At 70.2% G+C, this 19,952-nt stretch carries 20 protein-coding genes and 1 tRNA gene; 12 read left to right on the plus strand and 9 right to left on the minus strand.

What is annotated here, in order from left to right; all coding sequences use genetic code 11:
* From AC1DVT_RS07735 to AC1DVT_RS07760, 6 genes are all read right to left on the minus strand, one after another.
* On the minus strand, positions 1 to 566 hold a 566-nt coding region (locus AC1DVT_RS07735; RefSeq protein WP_477387917.1), incomplete at its 3' end, for a bifunctional 4-hydroxy-2-oxoglutarate aldolase/2-dehydro-3-deoxy-phosphogluconate aldolase.
* Positions 563 to 1,336, minus strand: a complete 774-nt coding sequence (locus tag AC1DVT_RS07740) for an SDR family NAD(P)-dependent oxidoreductase (RefSeq protein ID WP_477387919.1) — start codon at positions 1,334 to 1,336, stop codon at positions 563 to 565. The genes AC1DVT_RS07735 and AC1DVT_RS07740, both read right to left, overlap by 4 nt.
* Positions 1,333 to 2,187, minus strand: coding sequence for a fumarylacetoacetate hydrolase family protein (locus AC1DVT_RS07745; protein ID WP_477387921.1), 855 nt, complete (start codon positions 2,185 to 2,187; stop codon positions 1,333 to 1,335). Before AC1DVT_RS07745 ends, AC1DVT_RS07740 begins: the two co-directional genes overlap by 4 nt.
* Before the next feature lie 38 nt (positions 2,188 to 2,225).
* The gene (locus tag AC1DVT_RS07750) at positions 2,226 to 3,182 is read right to left on the minus strand and encodes a DUF4432 family protein (protein WP_477387923.1); all 957 of its coding nucleotides are present in this window, start codon (positions 3,180 to 3,182) and stop codon (positions 2,226 to 2,228) included.
* Between the two features lies 1 nt (position 3,183).
* A complete protein-coding gene (locus tag AC1DVT_RS07755; RefSeq protein WP_477387925.1) occupies positions 3,184 to 4,047 on the minus strand; it encodes an SMP-30/gluconolactonase/LRE family protein in 864 nt (287 codons plus the stop codon).
* Positions 4,048 to 4,094: 47 nt separating this feature from the next.
* Positions 4,095 to 4,874 (minus strand): GntR family transcriptional regulator, encoded by a 780-nt coding sequence (locus tag AC1DVT_RS07760; protein WP_477387927.1) that lies wholly within the window; start codon positions 4,872 to 4,874, stop codon positions 4,095 to 4,097.
* 84 nt (positions 4,875 to 4,958) lie between these two features.
* Here AC1DVT_RS07760 and AC1DVT_RS07765 point away from each other — a divergent pair, with 84 nt between their 5' ends.
* The 7 genes from AC1DVT_RS07765 (at position 4,959) to AC1DVT_RS07795 (ending at position 11,522) form a co-directional block, all read left to right on the plus strand.
* Positions 4,959 to 5,639 carry an RraA family protein gene (locus tag AC1DVT_RS07765; protein WP_477387929.1) on the plus strand — a complete coding sequence of 227 codons (681 nt, stop codon included), beginning with the start codon at positions 4,959 to 4,961 and terminating at the stop codon, positions 5,637 to 5,639.
* 29 nt (positions 5,640 to 5,668) lie between these two features.
* Complete coding sequence (locus tag AC1DVT_RS07770) at positions 5,669 to 6,484, plus strand: SDR family NAD(P)-dependent oxidoreductase (RefSeq protein ID WP_477387931.1); 816 nt, start codon at positions 5,669 to 5,671, stop codon at positions 6,482 to 6,484.
* A gap of 24 nt (positions 6,485 to 6,508) precedes the next feature.
* A complete protein-coding gene (locus AC1DVT_RS07775) occupies positions 6,509 to 7,561 on the plus strand; it encodes a mannonate dehydratase (RefSeq protein WP_457101390.1) in 1,053 nt (350 codons plus the stop codon).
* Entirely contained in the window at positions 7,558 to 8,586 is a 1,029-nt protein-coding gene (locus tag AC1DVT_RS07780) for a phosphotransferase family protein (protein WP_477387933.1), read from the plus strand. Before AC1DVT_RS07775 ends, AC1DVT_RS07780 begins: the two co-directional genes overlap by 4 nt.
* Positions 8,579 to 9,925, plus strand: coding sequence for a phosphopyruvate hydratase (gene eno, locus AC1DVT_RS07785; RefSeq protein ID WP_477387935.1), 1,347 nt, complete (start codon positions 8,579 to 8,581; stop codon positions 9,923 to 9,925). The genes AC1DVT_RS07780 and eno overlap by 8 nt, the downstream gene beginning before the upstream one ends.
* Positions 9,926 to 9,957: 32 nt before the next feature.
* A complete protein-coding gene (locus tag AC1DVT_RS07790) occupies positions 9,958 to 11,046 on the plus strand; it encodes a DNA glycosylase AlkZ-like family protein (protein WP_477387936.1) in 1,089 nt (362 codons plus the stop codon).
* 65 nt (positions 11,047 to 11,111) lie between these two features.
* Entirely contained in the window at positions 11,112 to 11,522 is a 411-nt protein-coding gene (locus AC1DVT_RS07795; protein WP_477387938.1) for a VOC family protein, read from the plus strand.
* A 23-nt stretch (positions 11,523 to 11,545) separates the two neighbouring features.
* On the opposite strand, the gene AC1DVT_RS07800 is transcribed toward AC1DVT_RS07795, so the two are convergent.
* The 3 genes from AC1DVT_RS07800 to AC1DVT_RS07810 all read right to left on the minus strand — a co-directional run bounded on the left by AC1DVT_RS07800 (position 11,546) and on the right by AC1DVT_RS07810 (position 13,798).
* A complete protein-coding gene (locus AC1DVT_RS07800; protein WP_477387940.1) occupies positions 11,546 to 12,784 on the minus strand; it encodes a Fic family protein in 1,239 nt (412 codons plus the stop codon).
* A 112-nt stretch (positions 12,785 to 12,896) separates the two neighbouring features.
* A tRNA-Arg gene (locus AC1DVT_RS07805) sits at positions 12,897 to 12,972 on the minus strand.
* A gap of 46 nt (positions 12,973 to 13,018) precedes the next feature.
* Positions 13,019 to 13,798 (minus strand): SGNH/GDSL hydrolase family protein, encoded by a 780-nt coding sequence (locus AC1DVT_RS07810; protein WP_477387942.1) that lies wholly within the window; start codon positions 13,796 to 13,798, stop codon positions 13,019 to 13,021.
* 135 nt (positions 13,799 to 13,933) lie between these two features.
* Here AC1DVT_RS07810 and AC1DVT_RS07815 point away from each other — a divergent pair, with 135 nt between their 5' ends.
* The 5 genes from AC1DVT_RS07815 to AC1DVT_RS07835 form a co-directional block, all read left to right on the plus strand.
* A complete protein-coding gene (locus AC1DVT_RS07815; protein WP_457101397.1) occupies positions 13,934 to 14,800 on the plus strand; it encodes a transglutaminase-like domain-containing protein in 867 nt (288 codons plus the stop codon).
* Positions 14,801 to 14,867: 67 nt separating this feature from the next.
* The gene (argS, locus tag AC1DVT_RS07820; protein ID WP_477387944.1) at positions 14,868 to 16,532 is read left to right on the plus strand and encodes an arginine--tRNA ligase; all 1,665 of its coding nucleotides are present in this window, start codon (positions 14,868 to 14,870) and stop codon (positions 16,530 to 16,532) included.
* Between the two features lie 2 nt (positions 16,533 to 16,534).
* Positions 16,535 to 17,350: an LmeA family phospholipid-binding protein gene (locus AC1DVT_RS07825; protein ID WP_477387946.1), complete on the plus strand. Its 816-nt coding sequence runs from the start codon at positions 16,535 to 16,537 to the stop codon at positions 17,348 to 17,350.
* 172 nt (positions 17,351 to 17,522) lie between these two features.
* Positions 17,523 to 18,944, plus strand: coding sequence for a diaminopimelate decarboxylase (gene lysA, locus AC1DVT_RS07830; protein ID WP_477387948.1), 1,422 nt, complete (start codon positions 17,523 to 17,525; stop codon positions 18,942 to 18,944).
* On the plus strand, positions 18,941 to 19,952 hold a 1,012-nt coding region (locus AC1DVT_RS07835; protein WP_477387950.1), incomplete at its 3' end, for a homoserine dehydrogenase. The genes lysA and AC1DVT_RS07835, both read left to right, overlap by 4 nt.

Raw genomic sequence — 19,952 nt, forward strand, 5'->3', positions numbered from 1 at the left:
CTGCCGACCCCGACCGCGAACGCCCCCGCGCGCAGCCACTCGCCGACCGCCGAGAGGCCGATGCCGCCCGTGGGCATGATGCGCGCCTCCGGCAGGACCGCGCGGAGCGTCTTGAGGTACCCGATGCCGCCGACGTGCGCCGGAAAGAGCTTGCACACGCCGAAGCGCGACGCGGCGGCCACCTCGCCCGGCGAGAAGCCGCCGCCGATGAAGAGCGTGTCCGCCTGCTGCGCGATCCGTCGCGCGTCCTCGACCGGGAAGGGGCTGACGAGGAATCGCGCCCCCGCCTCGCACGCGAGCGCGGCGTCCTCGGCCGTCGTGATCGTGCCCATGCCGATCACAGCTTCAGGGTGCTCGCGGACGAGGGTGTGCAGCAGCTCCGCCCAGTTCGGAGTGGTCGCCGTCAGTTCGATGACGGAGAGGCCGGCCTCGATCAGCCGGGTGCTCGCGGTGTGGGCCAGGTCCGCGGTCGCCGCACGCAGCACCGGAACACCGCCCTGCGCGCTGATCGCCGCCTCGACATCGGCGCGATCGGCTGTCGCGCCACCCCCCGGCACCGCCCTCACCGGCTCACATACAGCGACTCGATGCCGGCATCCACCGACATCACCACGCCGTTCGTGGAGCCGGCCGAGGGATTCGCGAAGTACACGATCGCATCTGCGACCTCATCGGCGGAGACGAGCCGGCCGTGCGGCTGGCGGGCCTCGAGCAGGCCGCGCTCGGCCGCGGGATCGGGGGCGGCATCCAGGAGCCGCCCGATCCATGGCGTCTCCGTCGTGCCGGGGCAGACGGCGTTGAAGCGCACACCGTCGCGGAGATGATCGGAAGCCAGCGCCCGCGTGAGCGAGACGACGGCGCCCTTCGTGGCGGTGTAGAGCGCCCGATTCGGGAAGCCGGTCAGCGCGACCGCCGACCCGACGTTGACGACGCTCGCCGGCCGCGAGGCGATCAGGTGGGGGAGTGCCGCCCGGATCATGCGCACGGTCCCGAGCACGTTGATGTCGTAGACCCGGTGCCACTCGTCGTCGTCGTTGTCGAGGATCGTGCCTGCGGCGCCGACCCCGACGGAGTTGACGAGGATGTCGAGCCGTCCCCAGCGCCCGACCACGCGGGCGACAGCGGCCTCGATCGCGGCGGAGTCGCCCACGTCGACGATCTCGCTGATGAAGTCGTCCGACTCGATGTCGGCCGGCTGGCGGTCGAAGACGGCGACCCGAGCGCCCTCCCGGAGGAGGCGCCGGGTGGTGGCGAGGCCGATCCCCGACGCTCCGCCGGTGACGATGGCGACCGTGCCGCCGAAGCCCGCCGCGATGTCTCCCTGCGGGGCGTTCACGCCGTCACCACCGCGGCGACGCAGGCCTGCCGCTGGCGGCCGAGCTGCTCGACGGCGATCTCCACGATGTCTCCGTCGCCCAGGTAGGGGAACCTGCCGGACAGCCCGACGCCCTCCGGCGTGCCCGTCAGAATCACATCGCCCGGCTCGAGCACGACGTACTGGCTGAGGTCGGCGACGATCTGGTCGACATCGAAGATCATGTCCGACGTGTTCGAATCCTGCCGCGGCTCGCCGTTGACGAAGCTCTGCAGGCGCAGGTGCTCAGGGTCGACGCTGTCGGCGGTGACCAGCCAGGGGCCCAGCGGGCAGAAGCCAGGGGCGCCCTTGCCCTTCGACCACTGCCCGCCCGACCGCTGCAGCTGCCAGGTGCGTTCGGACAGGTCGTTGGCCGCGGCGAACCCCACGATGTGGGCGCGCGCCTCGGCCCTCGAGGCGAGCTGCCAGGCGCGCGCGCCGATGACGACGGCGAGCTCCACCTCCCAGTCGACGGCGTCGCTGCCGGCGGGCAGCTCGAGTTCGTCGTCCGGCCCGACCACGGTATTGGCGGGCTTCAGGAAGACGATGATCTCCTTCGGCGGCTCGCTGCCGCCTTCCGCGGCGTGCGCGGCATAGTTCATGCCGATGCAGTACACCGACCCCGGTCGGGCCACGGGCGCGCCGATGCGGCGGGAGGCGGCATCCGGAATCTCCGCCAGCTCTGCGCGGCGGCGATCCACCTGCCCGACCGGGTCGTTCGCGAGGAACGCGCCGTCGATGTCGTGGGTGAGGGGTCTGAGATCGAAGGCTCGTCCTTCGAAGTAGACGACGGGGATCTCCGCCCCGACGTCTCCGATTCGTCCGAATTGCATTGTCGTCCTTGCTCGTCGCTGGTTTGCGTGTGGATAGGTCAGGCGGTGGAGGGATGCAGCGGTTCCCTCGTGAGGGTCACCGTCATGGTCACCGACTCGCCCGGCGGGATCTCGGTCCCCGGGCCGCCGCGTCGGTGGCCGCCGATCGCCGCATCGTCGTCGCCGGGCAGCACGTTGGCCGGCTCGACCGCGACGGCATACAGGCGCCGGAACCAGGGCCACCCCGCTCCGGCGTTCGCCTCGATCCAGATCCAGGCGTGCGGCAGCACATCCCGGTTCCATCGCAGCCGGATGCCGAAACCGCGGCGGGGGCTGGCGAAGAGCACACCGGCATCGGTGAAGTCGGTGAGCGCGCCGAAGAGGGATGCGCCCGATCCGCTGCCGGGGAGGCGGATGCTGCCGCCCCCGGGCCCTTCGGGCAGGACCTCGTGCGGAGTGCCCACGACATCCGTGCCGGCCATGGAGCCCGGTGCGTCGGCGTCGGTGACGATCGTCCCCGCGCCGGGGACCAGGTAGCTGTCCTCGTCGAGGAACGGCGCTCCGAAGGCGGGGTGCTGCACGAGGCGCGTCCAGACCGGGTCGGGGGAGAGGTTCGTCACCGTGTCGGACACGGTGAGCGTGTCAGCGGCGAGCGTGACCACCCTGCGCAGGTGCAGCGGCGCGGTCAGCAGGTGGGTCTCGAGTTCGCAGGACGAGGCATCCTGGGCGAGCACGTCCCAGATCGCGAGCGACGCCTCGCCATGGAAGCCCTGACGAACGCCGTCGTGCGTCCGCTCTGGCCCCGCGTTGGGGGCGAGGAGCTGCCAGCCGCCCGGGTACCCCTGGATCCAGGCCGCCATGGAGTCGGCCGGCGTCGAGACCGAGCGGGCGAGCCCCGTCGGCGAGACGCTGAGGAGCGGCGTGTCGGTGGCGCGGTCGACGATCTGCGCGATGTCGGCGCCGCGCTCGGGGGTGACGCGCACTTCGAGCGATGCGGAGCGAAGGGTGATCGCCATGTCAGCAGCGGAACGGCGTCGAGGCGCGGCCRGTGACTCCCAGGCCGGTCACCCGGAAGGTGGAACCTGCCTCGGGCTCGAGATCGGGGTCGATCCCGACGCCCGCCGAGGTCACCCACAGTTCGTCGAGGTCCGGGCCGACGAACGCGCAGGACGTGGTCTGCGAGGCGGGGATCGGCACGCTCCGCACCCGCTCGCCGTCGGGCGTGAACTCGTGCACGGCGGAGCCGGCGAACTCCGCGACCCAGAGGTGTCCGCGGGAGTCGACGCAGAGCCCGTCCGGATAGCCGGGGAAGGCGTCGGCGTCCACGAGCACCGAGGCGTTGGGCTCGATCGATCCGGTCGCCAGGTCGAACCCGAAGCTCAGGATCTGCCGGGCCTGCGTCTCGACCAGGTAGAAGGTGTCGCCCGACGGGCTCCAGTCCATGCCGTTCGGCTGGGTCAGGTTCGGCAGGACCAGTGTCGCCTCGAAGTCGTCGTCGAGGCGCCAGAGGCCGCCGCGACCCGCGGCGAAGTCCATCGCGCAGCTGCCCGACCAGTAGCGGCCCGCCGGGTCGGTCTTGGCGTCGTTCATCCGCACGCCGACCGGGAGGCAGTCGACGCGGTGATCGATCTTGCCGTCCGGGCCGAAGCCTACGAAGCCCGACGCCACGGCCGCCACGAGTCCGCCGTCGGTGCGCTGAGCGACAGCGCCCACCATCTCGGGGTAGGTGCGCGTGGTGGTCACGCCGGTGGCCGGATCGGTGGCGAGGATCTCGCCCGGGATGATGTCCACCCAGTGCACGAGGCCGGCGGTGGCATCCCACACCGGTCCTTCCCCGCACTCGGTGCGCCGCGACACTGCGACGCTGACGTGTTCGGTCATCTGAGGGTTCCTCTCGGTCGCCGTGGTCGGCGTGTCGGTGCTGGCGGTCATGAGATGAAGTAGTCCGGGTGCTCGAGTCGGATCTTCTCGGTGTCGGCGAGGATCCGGGTGGAGTGCCGGTGGATGACGGTCAGGCCGCCCGGCTCGTCGCGCAGGCGGATCGCGTCGACGATGTGCTGATGCTCGGCGGGGATCTCCGGGTTCGCCAGGGCGCCCCCCACGTTGAGCCGGCGCAGTCGGTCGAGGTGGATCTTCGCGCCGCGCACGACCTGCCAGATGCGCGGCACTCCCGCGATCGCGAACACCAGCTGGTGCAGCTCCTCGTCGGACTGGAAGAAGTCCTCGACATCGCCACGGGCCGCGGCATCCCGATTCCGGTCGACGAGGCCCTGCAGCTCGGACACATCGAGATCCTCGAGGCCGATGGCGCGCTGGAACGCGCTCTTCTCCAAGGCGCTGCGGATGAAGACGGCGTCGTTGACCTCGACCATCGCGATCGGCGCCACCGTCGTCCCGACCTGAGGCCTGATCGTCACGAGCCCCTGATCGGCGAGACGGGTGAAGGCTTCGCGCACCGGCGCACGGCTCACGCCGAGGGATGCCGCCACGCCTGGCTCGGAGAGGGCGGCGCCCGGGGGCAGTCGCAGGTCGCGGATCGCCTCGCTGAGCTCGTCGTAGACGACGTCGGAGATGCGGCTGCGGCTGCGGGTCGAGGTCGCCGAGACCGAGGAGATATCGCCCAGCGTCGCCATGGAACGCGCGCGGGCCAGGTTGCGCGCGCCGTTCTCTTCGGCCGGCGCCGCACTCTCCCCGTGGTTCATAACCATGCCGTTCCCATCATCGCGAAGCACTTGCATACAAGTATACAAGTCGGTTATGGTTGCCGCAATCATCGCGTTCAAGGGAGATTGATGATGACACCGGCGAACATGGTGGCGGCCAACGAGGCCCAGCTCTTCGAACTCGTCCGCACCCGCCTGTACACCGCCGTGATCGGCGACATCCTCGATCGACTCGGTCGTACGCATCAGTTCCTGCCGCCGCAGATCCGACCGCTCACGCCGCAGATGCGGATCGTGGGCCGGGCGATGCCCGTGGTCATCGCCGACGTCTACGGTCCGCAGCGCAAGCCCTTCGGGCTCCTCACGGAGGCGCTCGATCAGCTGGAGCCGGGCGATGTCTACCTCGCCCCGCGCACCGGCTCAGACGCGGCGATGTGGGGCGAGATCCTCACCGCAACAGCGCAGTCCCGAGGTGCGGTCGGCGCGGTCGTCGACGGGTACCATCGCGACACTGAGAAGGTGCTCGGCCAGGGCTTTCCGGTCTTCAGTCACGGCTGCTACGCGCAGGACTCCAGCGTCCGCACGATCGTGAACGACTTCCGCACCCCGGTCGAGATCGGGCAGGTGCGCGTCACGCCGGGAGACCTCGTCGTCGGCGACATCGACGGCGTGCTGATCGTTCCGCAGGAGCTCGAGGCGGAGGTCATCGAGGCGGCGCTGGAGAAGGCGTCCACCGAGAATCTCGTTCGGCACGCGATCGAGGGCGGCATGAGCGCCACCGAGGCGTTCGTCCGCTACGGGGTGCTGTGATGGCCGCCGCACACATCGAAGGAGCCTCCATGAGCGCCGCCGAGCAGGTTCACCAGGGCAAGGTGGCGCTGGTCACCGGCGGTTCGCAGGGGATCGGACGCGGGATCGCCCGCACCCTGGCCACCCGCGGCGCCGCGGTCGTCGTGCACGGACTGACGCAGGACTTCGTCGACGAGACGGTCGCATTGATCCGGGATGCCGGGGGCCGCGCCGTCGGCACGTTCGGTCCGGTCGATGCCGAGGCGACGAGCGCGGCCGCGGTCCAGCTTGCGATCGACGAGTTCGGGCGTCTCGATCACCTGGTGACGGCTGCCGGCATCCAGCGCTACGGCGATGCCGTCGACACCTCGATCGAGACGTGGGACGAGGTGTTCGGCGTGAACGTGCGCGGCGTCTTCCTCGCCGCACGGGCGGCGCTGCCGCACATCCGTCCCCAGCGCGGCACGGTTACGATCATCTCGTCGGTGCAGGCGACCGCGACGCAGAACAACGTCGTCGCGTACACCGCCAGCAAGGGCGCGCTCAATTCGCTCGCCCGCGCGATGGCGGTCGACGAGGCCCTGTTCGGCGTGCGCGTGAACTCCGTCGCCCCTGGCTCGGTCGACACTCCGATGCTGCGCACCTCCGCCGCGCAGTGGTCGGACGGCACTCCGGATGGCGTCGAGCGGACCATCGCCAACTGGGGGACGATGCACGCGCTCGGGCGCGTGGCGCAGCCCGAGGAGATCGGCGAAGCCGTGTCGTTCCTCGCGAGCGACGCCGCGAGCTTCGTGACCGGCTCCGAACTGCGCGTCGACGGCGGCCTCCTCGCCCGCATCGCCGCAGCCCTCCCCGCCAAAGACTGACCACCCCCGAATAGGACGACAGAAATGATCCAACTCAGCGAATTCCTCCCCCCACGCCCCGAGACATCGTGGAAGCTCATCCGCCAGGTCGGCGTCGACAACGTGGTCGGCGTCCTCAACGGCGCCGAGCAGGACCAGCGGATGTTCGCCTCCGTGGGGGCCGGCGGATGGAAGTCGGACGACCGCGACGAGGTGCCGTGGAGCGAAGCGGCCCTCAAGCAGAACATCGAGACCTACGACGACTACGGGTTCCGGCTGGTCGCGCTCGAAGACACCGCGCCCATCGACAAGGTCCGCCTCGGCCTCGACGGACGCGACGAGCAGATCGACCACGTGATCACCCAGATCCGTGCGATGGGGCGGCTCGGCATCCCGACGCTCGCGTACAACTGGATGGCGCTGTCGAGCTGGGGGCGCACCGACATCGCGATCTCCGACCGTGGCGGCGCCTACGTCACGGGCTACGACCGCGCCATCGCCCAGTCCAAAGACCCGCTTGTCCAGCCCGGCGAGGTCACCCGCGAGCAGATGTGGGCCGGGCTCCAGTACTTCCTCGACGCGGTCGTGCCGATCGCAGAGGAGGCCGGTGTGCGCCTCGCGATGCACCCGGACGACCCGCCGCAGCAGGTGGACCGCAACCTGCCTCGCATCATGAGCTCGGCGGCGGCGTTCCGCCGCCTCCTCTCGCTGTATCCGTCCGAGTACAACGGCATCACGTTCTGCCAGGGCAATTTCGCCCTCATGCCGGAGGTGCTGGACGGCACATCGTCGATCCCCGACCTCATCCGCGAGTTCGGCACCGAGAAGATCCCGTTCGTGCACTTCCGCGACGTGCGCGGCACGCCGGACGCCTTCCAGGAGACGTTCCACGACGCCGGGCAGACCGACATGCCGGCGTGCATGGAGGCGTACCAGGAGATCGGATTCGGCGGCGCGATGCGCCCCGACCACGTGCCGACGCTCGAAGGGGAGTCCAACAACCGCCCGGGCTACGAGACCCTCGGACGCCTGTTCGCCATCGGCTACATCCGCGGTCTCGAGCAGTCGGCATACGGGCACCCCTCCGCGCGGTCATGACCGAGCACCAGGCCGCGGCCGTCGCAGCGGAGGCGGACGAGAGCCGGGCCACCGCGATCGGCCTCGTCGCGGACATGGGCCTGCTCGGCGCAGCCGAGGAGGTCTCGGCCGAGCCGCTGTCCGGCGGTGTCTCGTCGGACATCTGGCTGATCCGCACCGGCGATCGCGCCCTCGTCCTGAAGCGCCCGCGCGAGCGGCTGAAGGTCGCCGCCGACTGGCAGGCGCCCATCGACCGCGGTGCGTCCGAGGCGGCGTGGCTCGAGTACGTCGCCGCGGCCGTACCAGGCGCCTGTCCCCGCGTGCTCGGCTACGACGCCGGGACGTTTGCGATCGCGCTCGACTACCTCGACCCGGCGCAGTACCGCAACTGGAAGACGGAGCTGCTGGCGGGGCGGGTGGATGCCGCGTTCGCGAGTGCCGTGGGCGCCGACCTCGGCCGCATCCACGCGGCCTCTGCGCGCACCGCCGGCCTCGCGTCGCGATTCGACCACCAGGACCTCTTCGAGTCGCTGCGCATCGAGCCCTACCTGCTGCGCACGGCGGCGGCCGTGCCCGAGGCGCGCGAGCCGCTCACCGCCGTCGTTGCGAGCCTTCGGACGACGCGCATCGCCCTGGTGCATGGCGACGTGAGCCCGAAGAACATCCTCGTCGGCGACCGTCCGGTGTTCCTCGACGCCGAGTGCGCCACCTGGTCCGACCCCGCGTTCGACGCCGCCTTCTGCCTGACGCATCTCGCGCTCAAGCAGTTCCATCTTGCGGACCGCGCGGCCGAGCTGCGATCGGCATCCGACGCGTTCCGCGCGGGATACCTCGCCGAAGTGGACTGGGAGGAGCAGACGGATGCCGCCGCCCGCGTCGACCGGATCATCCCGGCGCTGCTGCTCGCACGCGTGGAGGGCGCCTCGCCCGTCGAATACCTCGATTCCCTCACCCGCGCGCGCGTGCGCCGGGTCGCGCTCGCCGCGCTCGTCACCGGGCGCGCGTGGGAGGACGTCGCGGACGAACAAGGAGAAGTGCATGACTGACACGATCCGATCGGTCCGCGCGCGGCGCGTCTGGGACTCACGCGGGGTGCCGACCGTCGAGGCCGAGATCACCACCGAGAGCGGCGCCCGCGGTCGCGGCATCGCCCCGGCGGGCGCCTCCACCGGCCGGCGCGAGGCCATCGAGCTGCGCGACGGCGGCACGGCGCTGGGCGGGCGGGACGTGACGCAGGCGGTCGAGCTCGTGCGCACCCGCGTGGCGCCGGCACTGGTCGGCCTCGACGTGGCCGACCAAGGGGGCGCCGACCGTGCGCTCGACCGACTCGACCCCGATCCGCAGCGCTCAGGGATCGGCGGCAACTCCACCACAGCGGTCTCGCTCGCGGTGCTCCACGCGGCCGCCGCGAGCCGCGGCATCCCGCTGTGGCAGGTGCTGGATGCGCAGCCGCGGTTCATCCCGCGCCCCCAGATCCAGATCCTCGGCGGCGGGGCGCACGCCGCGCACCGCACGACGGTGCAGGACTTCATGGTCATGCCGCTGTCGGCGACCTCGATCGCGGAGGGCCTGGTGCACGTCGCCGAGGTCTACCGCGCCGTCGGGGAGGTGCTGGCCGCGCGCGGGCCGAAGCGCGGTGTCGCCGACGAGGGCGGGCACTGGCCGGAAGTGACCGATACCGAGGACGCGCTCGACGTGCTGACGGCGGGCATCGAGCGCACCGGACTCATCCCCGGCATCGACATCGGGATCTCACTCGACATCGCTGCCAGTCAGTTCCACGATCCGGGCGGCTACCGCGTCGGCGACGTCACCTTCTCGAGCGACGATTGGATCGACCAGCTCGTGCGGATCTGCCGCACCTACCCCGTCGTCACACTGGAGGATCCGGCCGACGAAGACGACAGCGCGGGAATGCGGCGGGCCGTGGCGGGACTCGGCACGCGCACGCTCGTCGTCGGCGACGACTACCTCGTGACGGACGCCGGACGGATCCGACAGGCCGCCTCCGACAGGACCGTCGACGCCGTCCTGATCAAGGTCAACCAGGTCGGCACGGTCACGGGTGCGGCGAACGCCGTCCGGGCCGCGCGCGACAACGATCTCGCGGTCATCGTCTCGGCGCGCTCCGGCGAGAGCGAGGACATCTCGGTGGCGCACCTCGCGACCGGATGGGGTGCCGATGTCGTGAAGGTCGGCTCGATCACGCGGGGCGAGCGCACGGCGAAGTGGAATGAGCTGATTCGCATCGACGAAGAGCTCGGCGGCGTGCCGCTGGCCCCGCTGGCCGCCTCGGAAGGCGAGAACGCGGGCGAGTCCCTCGTCGACCAATCCGCGCGCGGAGGCAGGCGCGACCGGATGCGGGTCTTCCGCTCGCACCCATGACGGATGTCGGGGGTGATGGCTAGCCTCAAGGGGTGACGCACGAGCTCACACGCGACCAGGCACGCCGGATCATCGTGCGCGCGCAGCTGTTGGACGCCGCGCGCCCCGGCGACGTGATCGAAGTCGCCGAGCAGCTCGGTGAGATCAAGATCGACCCCGCGGCCGCGATCGCGCCGTGCGAGCACACCGTGCTCTGGTCGCGGATCGGCTGGTCCTACGACCCCGGCCAGCTGACGAAGGCCGTCGAGCTCGACCGGCTCCTCTTCGAGTTCGACGGCTCCTTCCGACCCATCGGTGTGCTGCCGCTCCTGATGCCCGCCATGCGCCACTTCCCGCGGCGGGAGAGCAACCGGGAGTGGCTCGCGGCCAACGAGGTGTTCCGGCGGGAGATCCTGGCTCGGCTCCGCGCCGAGGGCCCGCTGCTGGCGAGCCAGATCCCCGACACCGCGCAGGTGAGCCGCGCGCCGGACGGCTGGGAGGGGTCGAACCAGGTGCCGATCATGCTCGACTTCCTGCTGCGGCTGGGCGTGGTCGCGATCGTCGGTCGTGCGGGCCGGCACCGCCGCTGGGATCTCGCGGAACGCGTGTATCCGAGCGACCTCCCCGAGTTCGACGAAGACGAGGCGACTCGCCTGCTCGAAGAGCGCAGCCTGCAGGCGGCCGGAATCGCGAAGCCGCACTGGTTCTGGAACGGCGTGGGCAAGACGACGGGCGAACCGGCCACGGTCGAGGGCAGCACCTGGAAGTGGCGCGTCGATCCCGAAGCGCTCGAAGCCCTCGAAGCCGACGACGACGACGGCGGTCGCGTGGCGTTCCTGCATCCCTACGACAGACTGCTGTTCGACCGCAAACGGCTCGAGGAGCTCTTCGAGTTCACCTACGTGCACGAGCATTTCAAGCCGAAGGCGCAGCGGCGCTACGGCAACTTCGCGCACCCGATCCTGATGGGGGATCGTTTCGTGGGGATGCTCGACGCCGAAGTCGACAAAGCCCGCGAAGTGCTCCGCGTCAACGCGGTGCACGAGTTCCTGCCGTTCGAGCCCGAAGAGGACGAGATGGTGCGCGCCGAGATCGCCGAGCTGGCGGAGTGGCTGGGCGTCGCGGTCGAAGGCCTCCGCTGACGGACGGATGCCCCGTCCTGCGCGAGAGCCTGTGCGCCGGGGTTGTCGGCCCCTAGGGTGAGGGCATGGAGGTCCTCTTCATCGCCGGCTTCGGCCCCATCGCGCCCGACCCCGCTCGCACCTACGACTTCTGGTCCGGCGCCCTGGGCGTCGAGTTCGAGGAGCTCGCCCCGGAATACCACCACGCCACGAACCTCCCGGGCGCGAAGGTCTTCGGCCTGTGGCCGCTGGCGCAGGCGGCCGAGGCGACGTTCGGGTCGCCGGATTGGCCGGCCGATCTGCCGGTGCCGCAGGCGTGGATCGAGCTCGAGGTCGCGTCAGCCGACGCCGTGGCCGATGGTGCGGCTGAACTGCGCGCCGCGGGGCACCGGATCCTCGTGGACGCCCATCAGGAGCCCTGGGGCCAGACCACCGCGCGGCTGCTGAGCCCTGAGGGACTGCTGCTGGGCCTGTCGTACATGCCCGACTTCCACTGACTACGTCGTCGCCGACATCGAACTCAGCGCACCGACATCCGTCTGATCTTCTCGGCGTAACCGTCGAGCACATCGAGGATTCCGCGGTGCTGCCACACGCGGTTCCGATTTCTTCCTGTGCTCTCAGTGAGCACCCCGCGATCGGTGAGGGCGTCCAGCGCGCGAAGTGCCGCCATCTCTCCCAAGCCGAGTGTGCTCATGAGGTACTTCGTATTCATCGCGGGTTGGCCGACGAGAGCGGGGAGAATCTTCCATGCGGCGGCGTCTGAGCGCAGACCTTTCAACTGCTGGCGGGAGTCCTCGAGTTGCGCGACGAGGTCGTCGACGAGCTGGGTTCCGGTGGTCGCTGCGATCCGACTCGCCGAGGCGAACTCATCGACGATCGGCTCGGCGTCTCCGGCGCGGAACGCGGTCAGCGCGGCGAAGTAGCGGTCGACGTCGACGAGGAGCCCGGCCGAGATCGGCGCAGCGGTCGACCCGACGAGTCCCTTGTTGCGGAGGATGGATTGGGCGAGCGCGCGCCCCGTCCGGCCGTTGCCATCGGGAAACGGGTGGATGGTCTCGAATTGGGCGTGCGCAACGGCGACCTGCACGAGCACGGAGATGTCCTCGCGCTTGACGAAGCCCACCAGGTCCGCGATGGCACCGGGAATGCGGTCATGGTGGGGAGCCACGAACTCCGCGAGGCGAGGGCCGGCCTCACCGCGACCGATCCACACCTGCTCGGAGCGGTAATGCCCCGCCTCCTTCTCGAAGCCGCGCTGGTGGAGCATCAGCGCCTTGTGCATAGCGAGGATCGCGTCCTCGCTGATGTCGTCCGACAGTCGCAGAGCTGCCTCCATGGCACGGACGTTGCCGATCACGGTAAGCGCGTTCGCCTTGTCGCCCTCGTCGATCTCGGCGAGGGCGAGCTGCCTCGCGGAGGTCGTCAGCTGCTCGATCTGCGAACTGGACGCCGACTCCGTGCGCAGCAGGATCGCCGTCATCGGCCCGAGGGCAGGGTTGTCGGTGCCCAGCCGGCTCCGCGCGTGATTGTCGAACGCAACAAGGCTCCGGGTCGCGTCCTCGACGTTGGCGGAGACATCACCCGGAATCCGGGGATCCCAATCCCGTATCGGTGCCGTGAGGGTGGCGTCATACGGTCCGGTCTGCCGCAGCACCTCGGCGCGCGAGTGCATCTCGGGGGCTCGTGGTTTCCACTCGTAAATCTCGTGTGAGACCGCGGGTATAGGGATGCTCGGGTGGGCGGGACGTGCGGGCATGAAACTACTGTACCAACAGTTAGTGCAATATATGTTGGTAAGAAGCGTTTGTCACCGCGCATACGAGAAAGGGACCGCCTGGCCTGAATGGCCCGCGATCCCTTGTCCCGACTGGTGCCCCCGACTGGAATCGAACCAGCGACCTTTGGTACCGGAAACCAACGCTCTATCCCCTGAGCTACGGAGGCGTACCGGTCGAGGATATCACCGCGCCGAGGGCGTTCCTGCCCGCGGTCACCCCGCGTCGGCGGTGATGTCGGTGCCCTCGCCCATCGCGGCGATCGCGTCCGCGAGTCGCTCGGCGAGGTACGCGTGGCCGGCAGTCGACGGGTGATCGCGGCCGATCTCGCTCGCGTCGATCACCCAGCCGTAGTTCTCGGGGGTGATCCAGTCGTCCTGCACGGGGGAGACGTACCACCACCCGCGGTCGGCGGCGAGGTGGGCCAGGTCGTCGTCGATCCGAGCGGTCGCACGCTGCACCGGGAGCACCTGCGGCGCGGGGCCAAGGATGACGATCGCAGCGTCCGGGTACAGCGCGCTGAGCGCGTCCCACGCCGATGTCACCGCGGCGGTGTAGCCCTCGGGGTAGAGCACCCGGTCGTTGATCGATCCCTCGATGATCACGAGGTCGGGATGAAGGCCCGGATCCAGGGCGGCGATGCGCTCGCCGAAGCTCCCGCCGTCGATTCCGGGCTTGAGGTAGCCGCTGCCGCGCACGCCGTCGACGTGGGTCTCCCAGCCCAGCGTCTGGCCGATCACATACGCGTAACCGAGGGTCGGATCGGTCGCCGCGGATCCGTAGGTCCAGGAGTCGCCGAAGACGAGCACCGAGGCGTGCTCGGGAAGCACGAGCGGCGCGGGCGCGACGACCGCGGACGCTGCTCCCGCCACGGCAGGTTGCGGCACCGCCGTCGTGCGCCCGGCGGCGATGAGGCACGCGATCGCGACCGCCGCGACGGCCCCCGCCAGCAGCCACCACGAGCGGCTCAGGGGGGTGCGGGCGGCCGTGTTCACGCATCGAGAGTACGTCACGAAATGGCCCGTACCGCATCGGCTCGGAACCGGTGGAAACCGACGTGTGCCGAAGGTCACGGCATCCACTCAGACGCCTGTGATCGAGCACCCGATTTCGCGTGCGAGGATACTTCGGTGCAACGCCTCGTGACCGCTCAACTCGACCTCGATCTGGGGTCGTCCATCGACCTCATTCTCTCGATCACCGCAGCCCAGCAGGTGCCGGTGGTCCGCGAGGAGTTGACGTTCATACAGGGCGATCGCGTCTATACGCCGACCGAGATCGTCGACCAGTCCGGCAGCCGTCTGCACCGCCTCACCGGCGAGGCCGGACGGCTCGAGATCCGCTACGAGGCGACCGTCGCGGGGCACACCGCGACCAGTCGCACGAGCGACCTCGAGGCGATCACCTACCTGCGTCCGAGCCGCTACTGCCAGTCCGACGAAGTGTTCTCGCAGGCGCGTCGCCAGTTCAAAGGGCTGCACGGCCACGATCTGATCGCAGCGGTGAGCGAGTTCGTCGCCACGAGCACGACCTACACGCCCGGGCTCAGCCAGGGCACCGACAGCGCAGTGACCACGCTCATGACCGGTCAGGGCGTCTGCCGCGACTACGCGCACGTGGTCATCGCGCTGCTGCGCGCCATGGACATGCCCGCCCGATACGCCGCCTGCTACGCGCCCGGGCTCCAGCCGATGGACTTCCACGCCGTGGCCGAGGCCTACCTCGACGGGTCGTGGTACGTCATCGACGGCACCCGCCTTGCCGACCGCCGCTCGCTCGTGCGCATCGCCACCGGCCGCGACGCCGCCGACTGCGCGTTCCTGAGCTACCACGGCGGGCACGTCGGACTCTCGCGCATGCGCGTGGACGCCTGGGTGATCCCGGATGACGCCTCCCTCGACGACCTCGAAGGCGACGACCGCCTCGAGCACCTGTGGGAGGCCGAGGCATCCGATCTCGATCCCGACGACTTCACCACGCTGGTTCAGCTGGCCTGATCGAGGTCGAGTCGGACAGGCGCCTCCCAGGGGAGCGGCCCGGCCGCGCCCGTAGACTTGACAGGCTATGGATCCCGAAGCCCTCTCCGCCGCCCTCGTCGCCGTCATCGCCCCGCTCGCGGAGGCACGCCGACCCGGCTCCTCCGACGGGCTCGCGGCATCCGACTTCCCGCTCGAGCGACCCAAGAACCGCGATCATGGCGACTGGGCGTCCAACGCCGCGATGAAGCTCGCCAAGGTGGTCGGCGCGAACCCGCGCGAGTTCGCCTCCGAGATCGCCGCAGCCCTCGGCGCGACGCCGGGTGTCGCGAGCGTCGAAGTCGCAGGACCCGGCTTCATCAACATCCGATTGGATGCCGCGGCCGCCGGCGCTCTCGCCAAGACCATCGTCGACGCCGGCGCCGCCTTCGGGACGAATGACTCACGTGTCGACGAGATCATCAACCTCGAGTTCGTCTCGGCGAACCCGACCGGTCCGATCCACCTCGGCGGCACCCGGTGGGCGGCCGTCGGCGATTCGCTCGCCCGCATCCTGAAGTCGCAGGGCGCCTCGGTGTCGCGCGAGTACTACTTCAACGACCACGGCGCCCAGATCGACCGGTTCGCGCGGAGCCTCGTCGCCGCGCACGAAGGCCTGCCGACGCCCGAGGACGGCTACGGCGGCGGCTACATCGAAGACATCGCGCGGCGGGTCGCGCTCGCCTATGACGGCGACATCGATTCGCTCGACGCCGACGCGAAGCAGGAGGCCTTCCGCGCGCTCGGCGTGAACTTCATGTTCACTGAGATCAAGGCGAGCCTGCACTCCTTCGGCGTCGACTTCGACGTCTACTTCCACGAGAACGACCTGCACGAATCCGGCGCCGTTGAGCGCGCGGTCGAGCGACTGCGCGAGCAGGGCCACATCTTCGAGGATGACGGCGCGGTCTGGCTGCGCTCGACGACCTTCGGCGACGACCGTGACCGCGTCGTCATCCGCTCCAACGGCACGCCGGCGTACATCTCGGGCGACCTCGCCTACTACCTGAACAAGCGCGAGCGCGGGTTCAACCGGTGCATCATCATGCTCGGCGCCGATCATCACGGCTACGTGCAGCGGCTCATGGCGATGACGGCAGCCTTCGGCGACGAGCCCGGTGTCAACCTGCAGATCCTCATCGGCCAGATGGTCAACCTCGTGAAGGACGGCCAGCCGCTGCGCATGTCGAAGCGCGCGGGCACAGTCGTGACGCTCGAGGATCTCGTCGAGATCGTGGGAGTGGATGCCGCGCGCTACGCGCTCGTGCGCAGCTCGACCGACTCGAACCTCGACGTCGACCTCGACGTCCTGCAGAAGCGCACGAACGACAACCCCGTCTTCTACGTGCAGTACGCGCACGCCCGCACGCACAACGTCGGGCGCAATGCCGCGGCATCCGGAGTCGACCGCAGCGAATTCGCACCCGAGCTGCTCGGGCACGAGACGGAGTCGGCACTGCTCGGCGCCCTCCAGGAGTTCCCGCGCACTGTCGGATTCGCCGCCCAGGTGCGCGAGCCGCACCGCATCGCGCGCTACCTCGAGGAGCTCGCCGGCCTCTACCACCGCTGGTACGACAACTGCCGAGTGATCCCGCAGGGCGACGACCCGATCGAGGCGGTGCACCGCACCCGGCTCTGGCTCAACGACGCCACCGGCCAGGTGCTGCGCAACGGCCTGGATCTGCTCGGCGTGTCGGCACCCGAGAGGATGTAGTCATGAGTGCCGCCGACGCCCAGCCGACMGTGCCTGTTTCGGAGTGGGCGCCTGCGCCTCAGCCTCGCCGCCGAAGCGCGTGGCCGTGGATCGTCTCCGCGATCATCGTCGTCGCGCTCGCCGTGGCGGCGTGGTTCGTCGCTGAGTGGATCGCGCGCACCGTCGTCGAGAACACCATCCGAGATCAGGTCGTCACCAACCTGGCGYTGCCCGCCGACCAGCCGGTCGACGTGGTCGTCGAAGGCGCCGTGCTCCCGCAGCTGATCGCCGGCAGTCTGAATGAGGTGACGATCTCCTCGGAGGATGTCCCGCTCGACGCGGCCTCCGGCGACGTGACTGTGCGCATCGAGGGACTTCCCGTCCGAGGGGGACTCGAAGCCGACGCCGCGACGGCCACCCTCCGGCTCGACGAAGCCCAGCTGCGCGACCTCATGTCGACGGTGGACGGCTTCCCGGCCGAGTCGCTGGGACTGGCGGCCCCGGATGTCACGATCGACACCGAACTCAAGCTGCTCGGTGTCGGCTTCCCGGTCGGTGTGGCACTGACCCCCAGCGCCGATGCCGGGGACATCGTCCTCACCCCGGCGGGGCTGCAGCTGGGGGGAGCCGAGATCTCCGCCGCCGACCTCAAGGATCGCTTCGGCCGGATCGCCGACGCCGTGCTGCGGCCATGGACCGTGTGCATCGCCCAGTACATCCCGGTCGGCGTGAGCTTGGACAGCGTGGTCGTCGAGGGCGACCACCTGGTCGCTGACCTCGACATCGATGGTGGCATCATCGCCGACCCCGCCCTGCAGGAGAACGGCGCCTGCGCATGAGTCGCACTGCACCCGCGCCGCGTGCGCCGGTGGGCGCGCGCCTGCGGCGGCATATGCCGTGCCATAGACTTCAAGGGCTGCCCGGCAAGTGAGTCATCCGGCCGCGGCACCCGCCGAACCGGGTCAGGCCCGGACGGCGACGCGTCGAAGCTCCCACCGATTGGTCCTACCCGTGTCTGCCGCTCCGCACACCCGATCCGAGAATCGGTCAGCGCTCGCCGTGCCGGACGATGCCAATTCGCTGGTGCCCTCCGTCTGGCCCGACAGCGCTCAGCGCAACAAGCACGGCGTGCTCCAGGTGGGCGGCATGGCCGTGACGACCCTGCGCGAGAAATTCGGGACGCCCCTTTACGTGCTGGATGAGAACGAGGTGCGCCAGACCGCGCGCCGCACCCTCGCCGCGTTCCGCGCCGCCGCCGCGGCGCACGGCACGCAGGCGCGCGTCTACTACGCCGGCAAGGCCTTCCTGTCCACCGAGATGGTCCGGTGGGTCACCGAAGAGGGACTGGCGGTCGACGTGTGCACCGGGGGAGAGCTCGCAGTGGCCCTCGCCGCCGGCGCCGACCCTGCCCGCCTCGGCTTCCACGGCAACAACAAGTCAGTCGCCGAGCTCGAACGTGCCGTCCAGGTGGGCATCGGCTCGATCGTCATCGACAGCTGGATCGAGCTCGAGCGCCTCGCCGCGATCGTCGAGCGCCGCGACGCCGTGCAGGCGGTGCTGGTGCGCGTGAACAGCGGCGTGCACGCCGAGACGCACGATTTCCTCGCGACCGCGCACGAGGATCAGAAGTTCGGCTTCACGCTGACGGATGCCGCGGCTGCGGTCGCGCGCATCCGCGAGATCGACGGCCTCTCGTTCATCGGGCTGCACTGCCACATCGGCTCGCAGATCTTCGGCACGGCCGGCTTCCGCGAGTCGGCGGCGCGCGTGGTCGAACTCCACGCCGAACTCCTCGCCGGTGGCGAGATCCCCGTGCTGAACCTCGGTGGCGGCTTCGGGATCGCGTACACCGCGACCGACGACCCGACGCCGATCGAGGAGCTCGCCGCCGGGATCGTCGACGCGGTGGCCCAGGAGTGCGAAGTGCGCGGCATCCCGATCCCGAACCTGGCTTTCGAGCCGGGCCGGGCCATCGTCGGCCGCGCCGGCGTCACGCTCTACGAGGTCGGCACGACCAAGCCGGTACAGGTGGACGACGACTTCACGCGTCTCTACGTGAGCGTCGACGGCGGCATGAGCGACAACGCGCGCCCCGCGCTGTACGGCGCGCAGTACTCCGCCCGGCTCGCCTCTCGCACGAGCGACGCGAAGCCCGCCCTCGTGCGCGTGGTCGGCCGGCACTGCGAGTCCGGCGACATCGTCGTGGACTCCGAGTACCTGCCCGGCGACGTGGCACCCGGCGACCTCGTCGCGGTGCCGGCGACCGGCGCGTACTGCTTCGCGCTGGCCAGCAGCTACAACTACGTTCCGCGCGCGCCTGTCGTAGCCGTGCGCGGAGGCAAGGCCCGCATCATCGTGCGCGGCGAGACGATCGAGGATCTGCTCGCGCGCGACGCCGGTGTCACACCGACTTCTGGGAAAGGCAAGGCATGACCGACTATCGCCGCCTGCGAGTAGCCCTCCTCGGCGCCGGAGCCGTCGGCTCCCAGGTCGCCGCGCTTCTGCTGCGTCACGGTGACGAGCTCGCCGACCGCGCGGGCGCGACGCTCGAACTCGCCGGCATCGCCGTGCGCGACATCGACGCGCAGCGCGAAGTGGACCTGCCACGCGAGCTGTTCACCACGGATGCCGAGCCGCTCATCGTCGGCTCCGACATCGTGATCGAGCTCATGGGCGGCATCGAGCCTGCGCGCACGTACCTGCTGCAGGCGATCAACTCCGGCGCGGACGTCGTGACCGCCAACAAGGCGCTCCTCGCGACGCACGGTCCCGAGATCTTCGACGCCGCCGATCAGGTCGGAGCGCAGGTCTACTACGAGGCCGCCGCGGCGGGGGCGATCCCGATCATCCGGCCGCTGCGCGACTCGCTCGCCGGCGACCGCGTGCAGCGGATCATGGGCATCGTCAACGGCACCACGAACTACATCCTCGACCGCATGGACACCGAGGGCGCCGAGCTCGAGGACGTCCTCGCCGACGCCCAGCGCCTCGGCTACGCCGAGTCAGACCCCACGGCCGACATCGAAGGGTTCGACGCCGCGCAGAAGGCCGCGATCCTCGCCAGCCTCGCCTTCCACACGACGGTTCCGCTCGAGGCCGTGCACCGCGAGGGCATCACCGGCATCGACAAGTCGATGATGGATGCCGCCCGCCACGCCGGGTATGTCATCAAGCTTCTCGCCGTCTGCGAGCGACTCACCGGGGAACCGGATGCCGGTGGCACCGGCGAAGCCATCTCGGTGCGGGTCTACCCGGCGCTGATCAGCCGCGCCCACCCGCTGGCGAGCGTCCACGGCGCGAACAACGCCGTCTTCGTGCAGGCGGAGGCAGCCGGCAACCTCATGTTCTACGGCGCCGGCGCCGGTGGCGTGCAGACCGCCTCGGCCGTCCTCGGCGATGTCGTCTCGGCCGCCCGCCGTCATATCGCCGGCGGGGTCGGCG

This window comes from Microbacterium sp. P2_F9 (genome assembly GCF_056403635.1).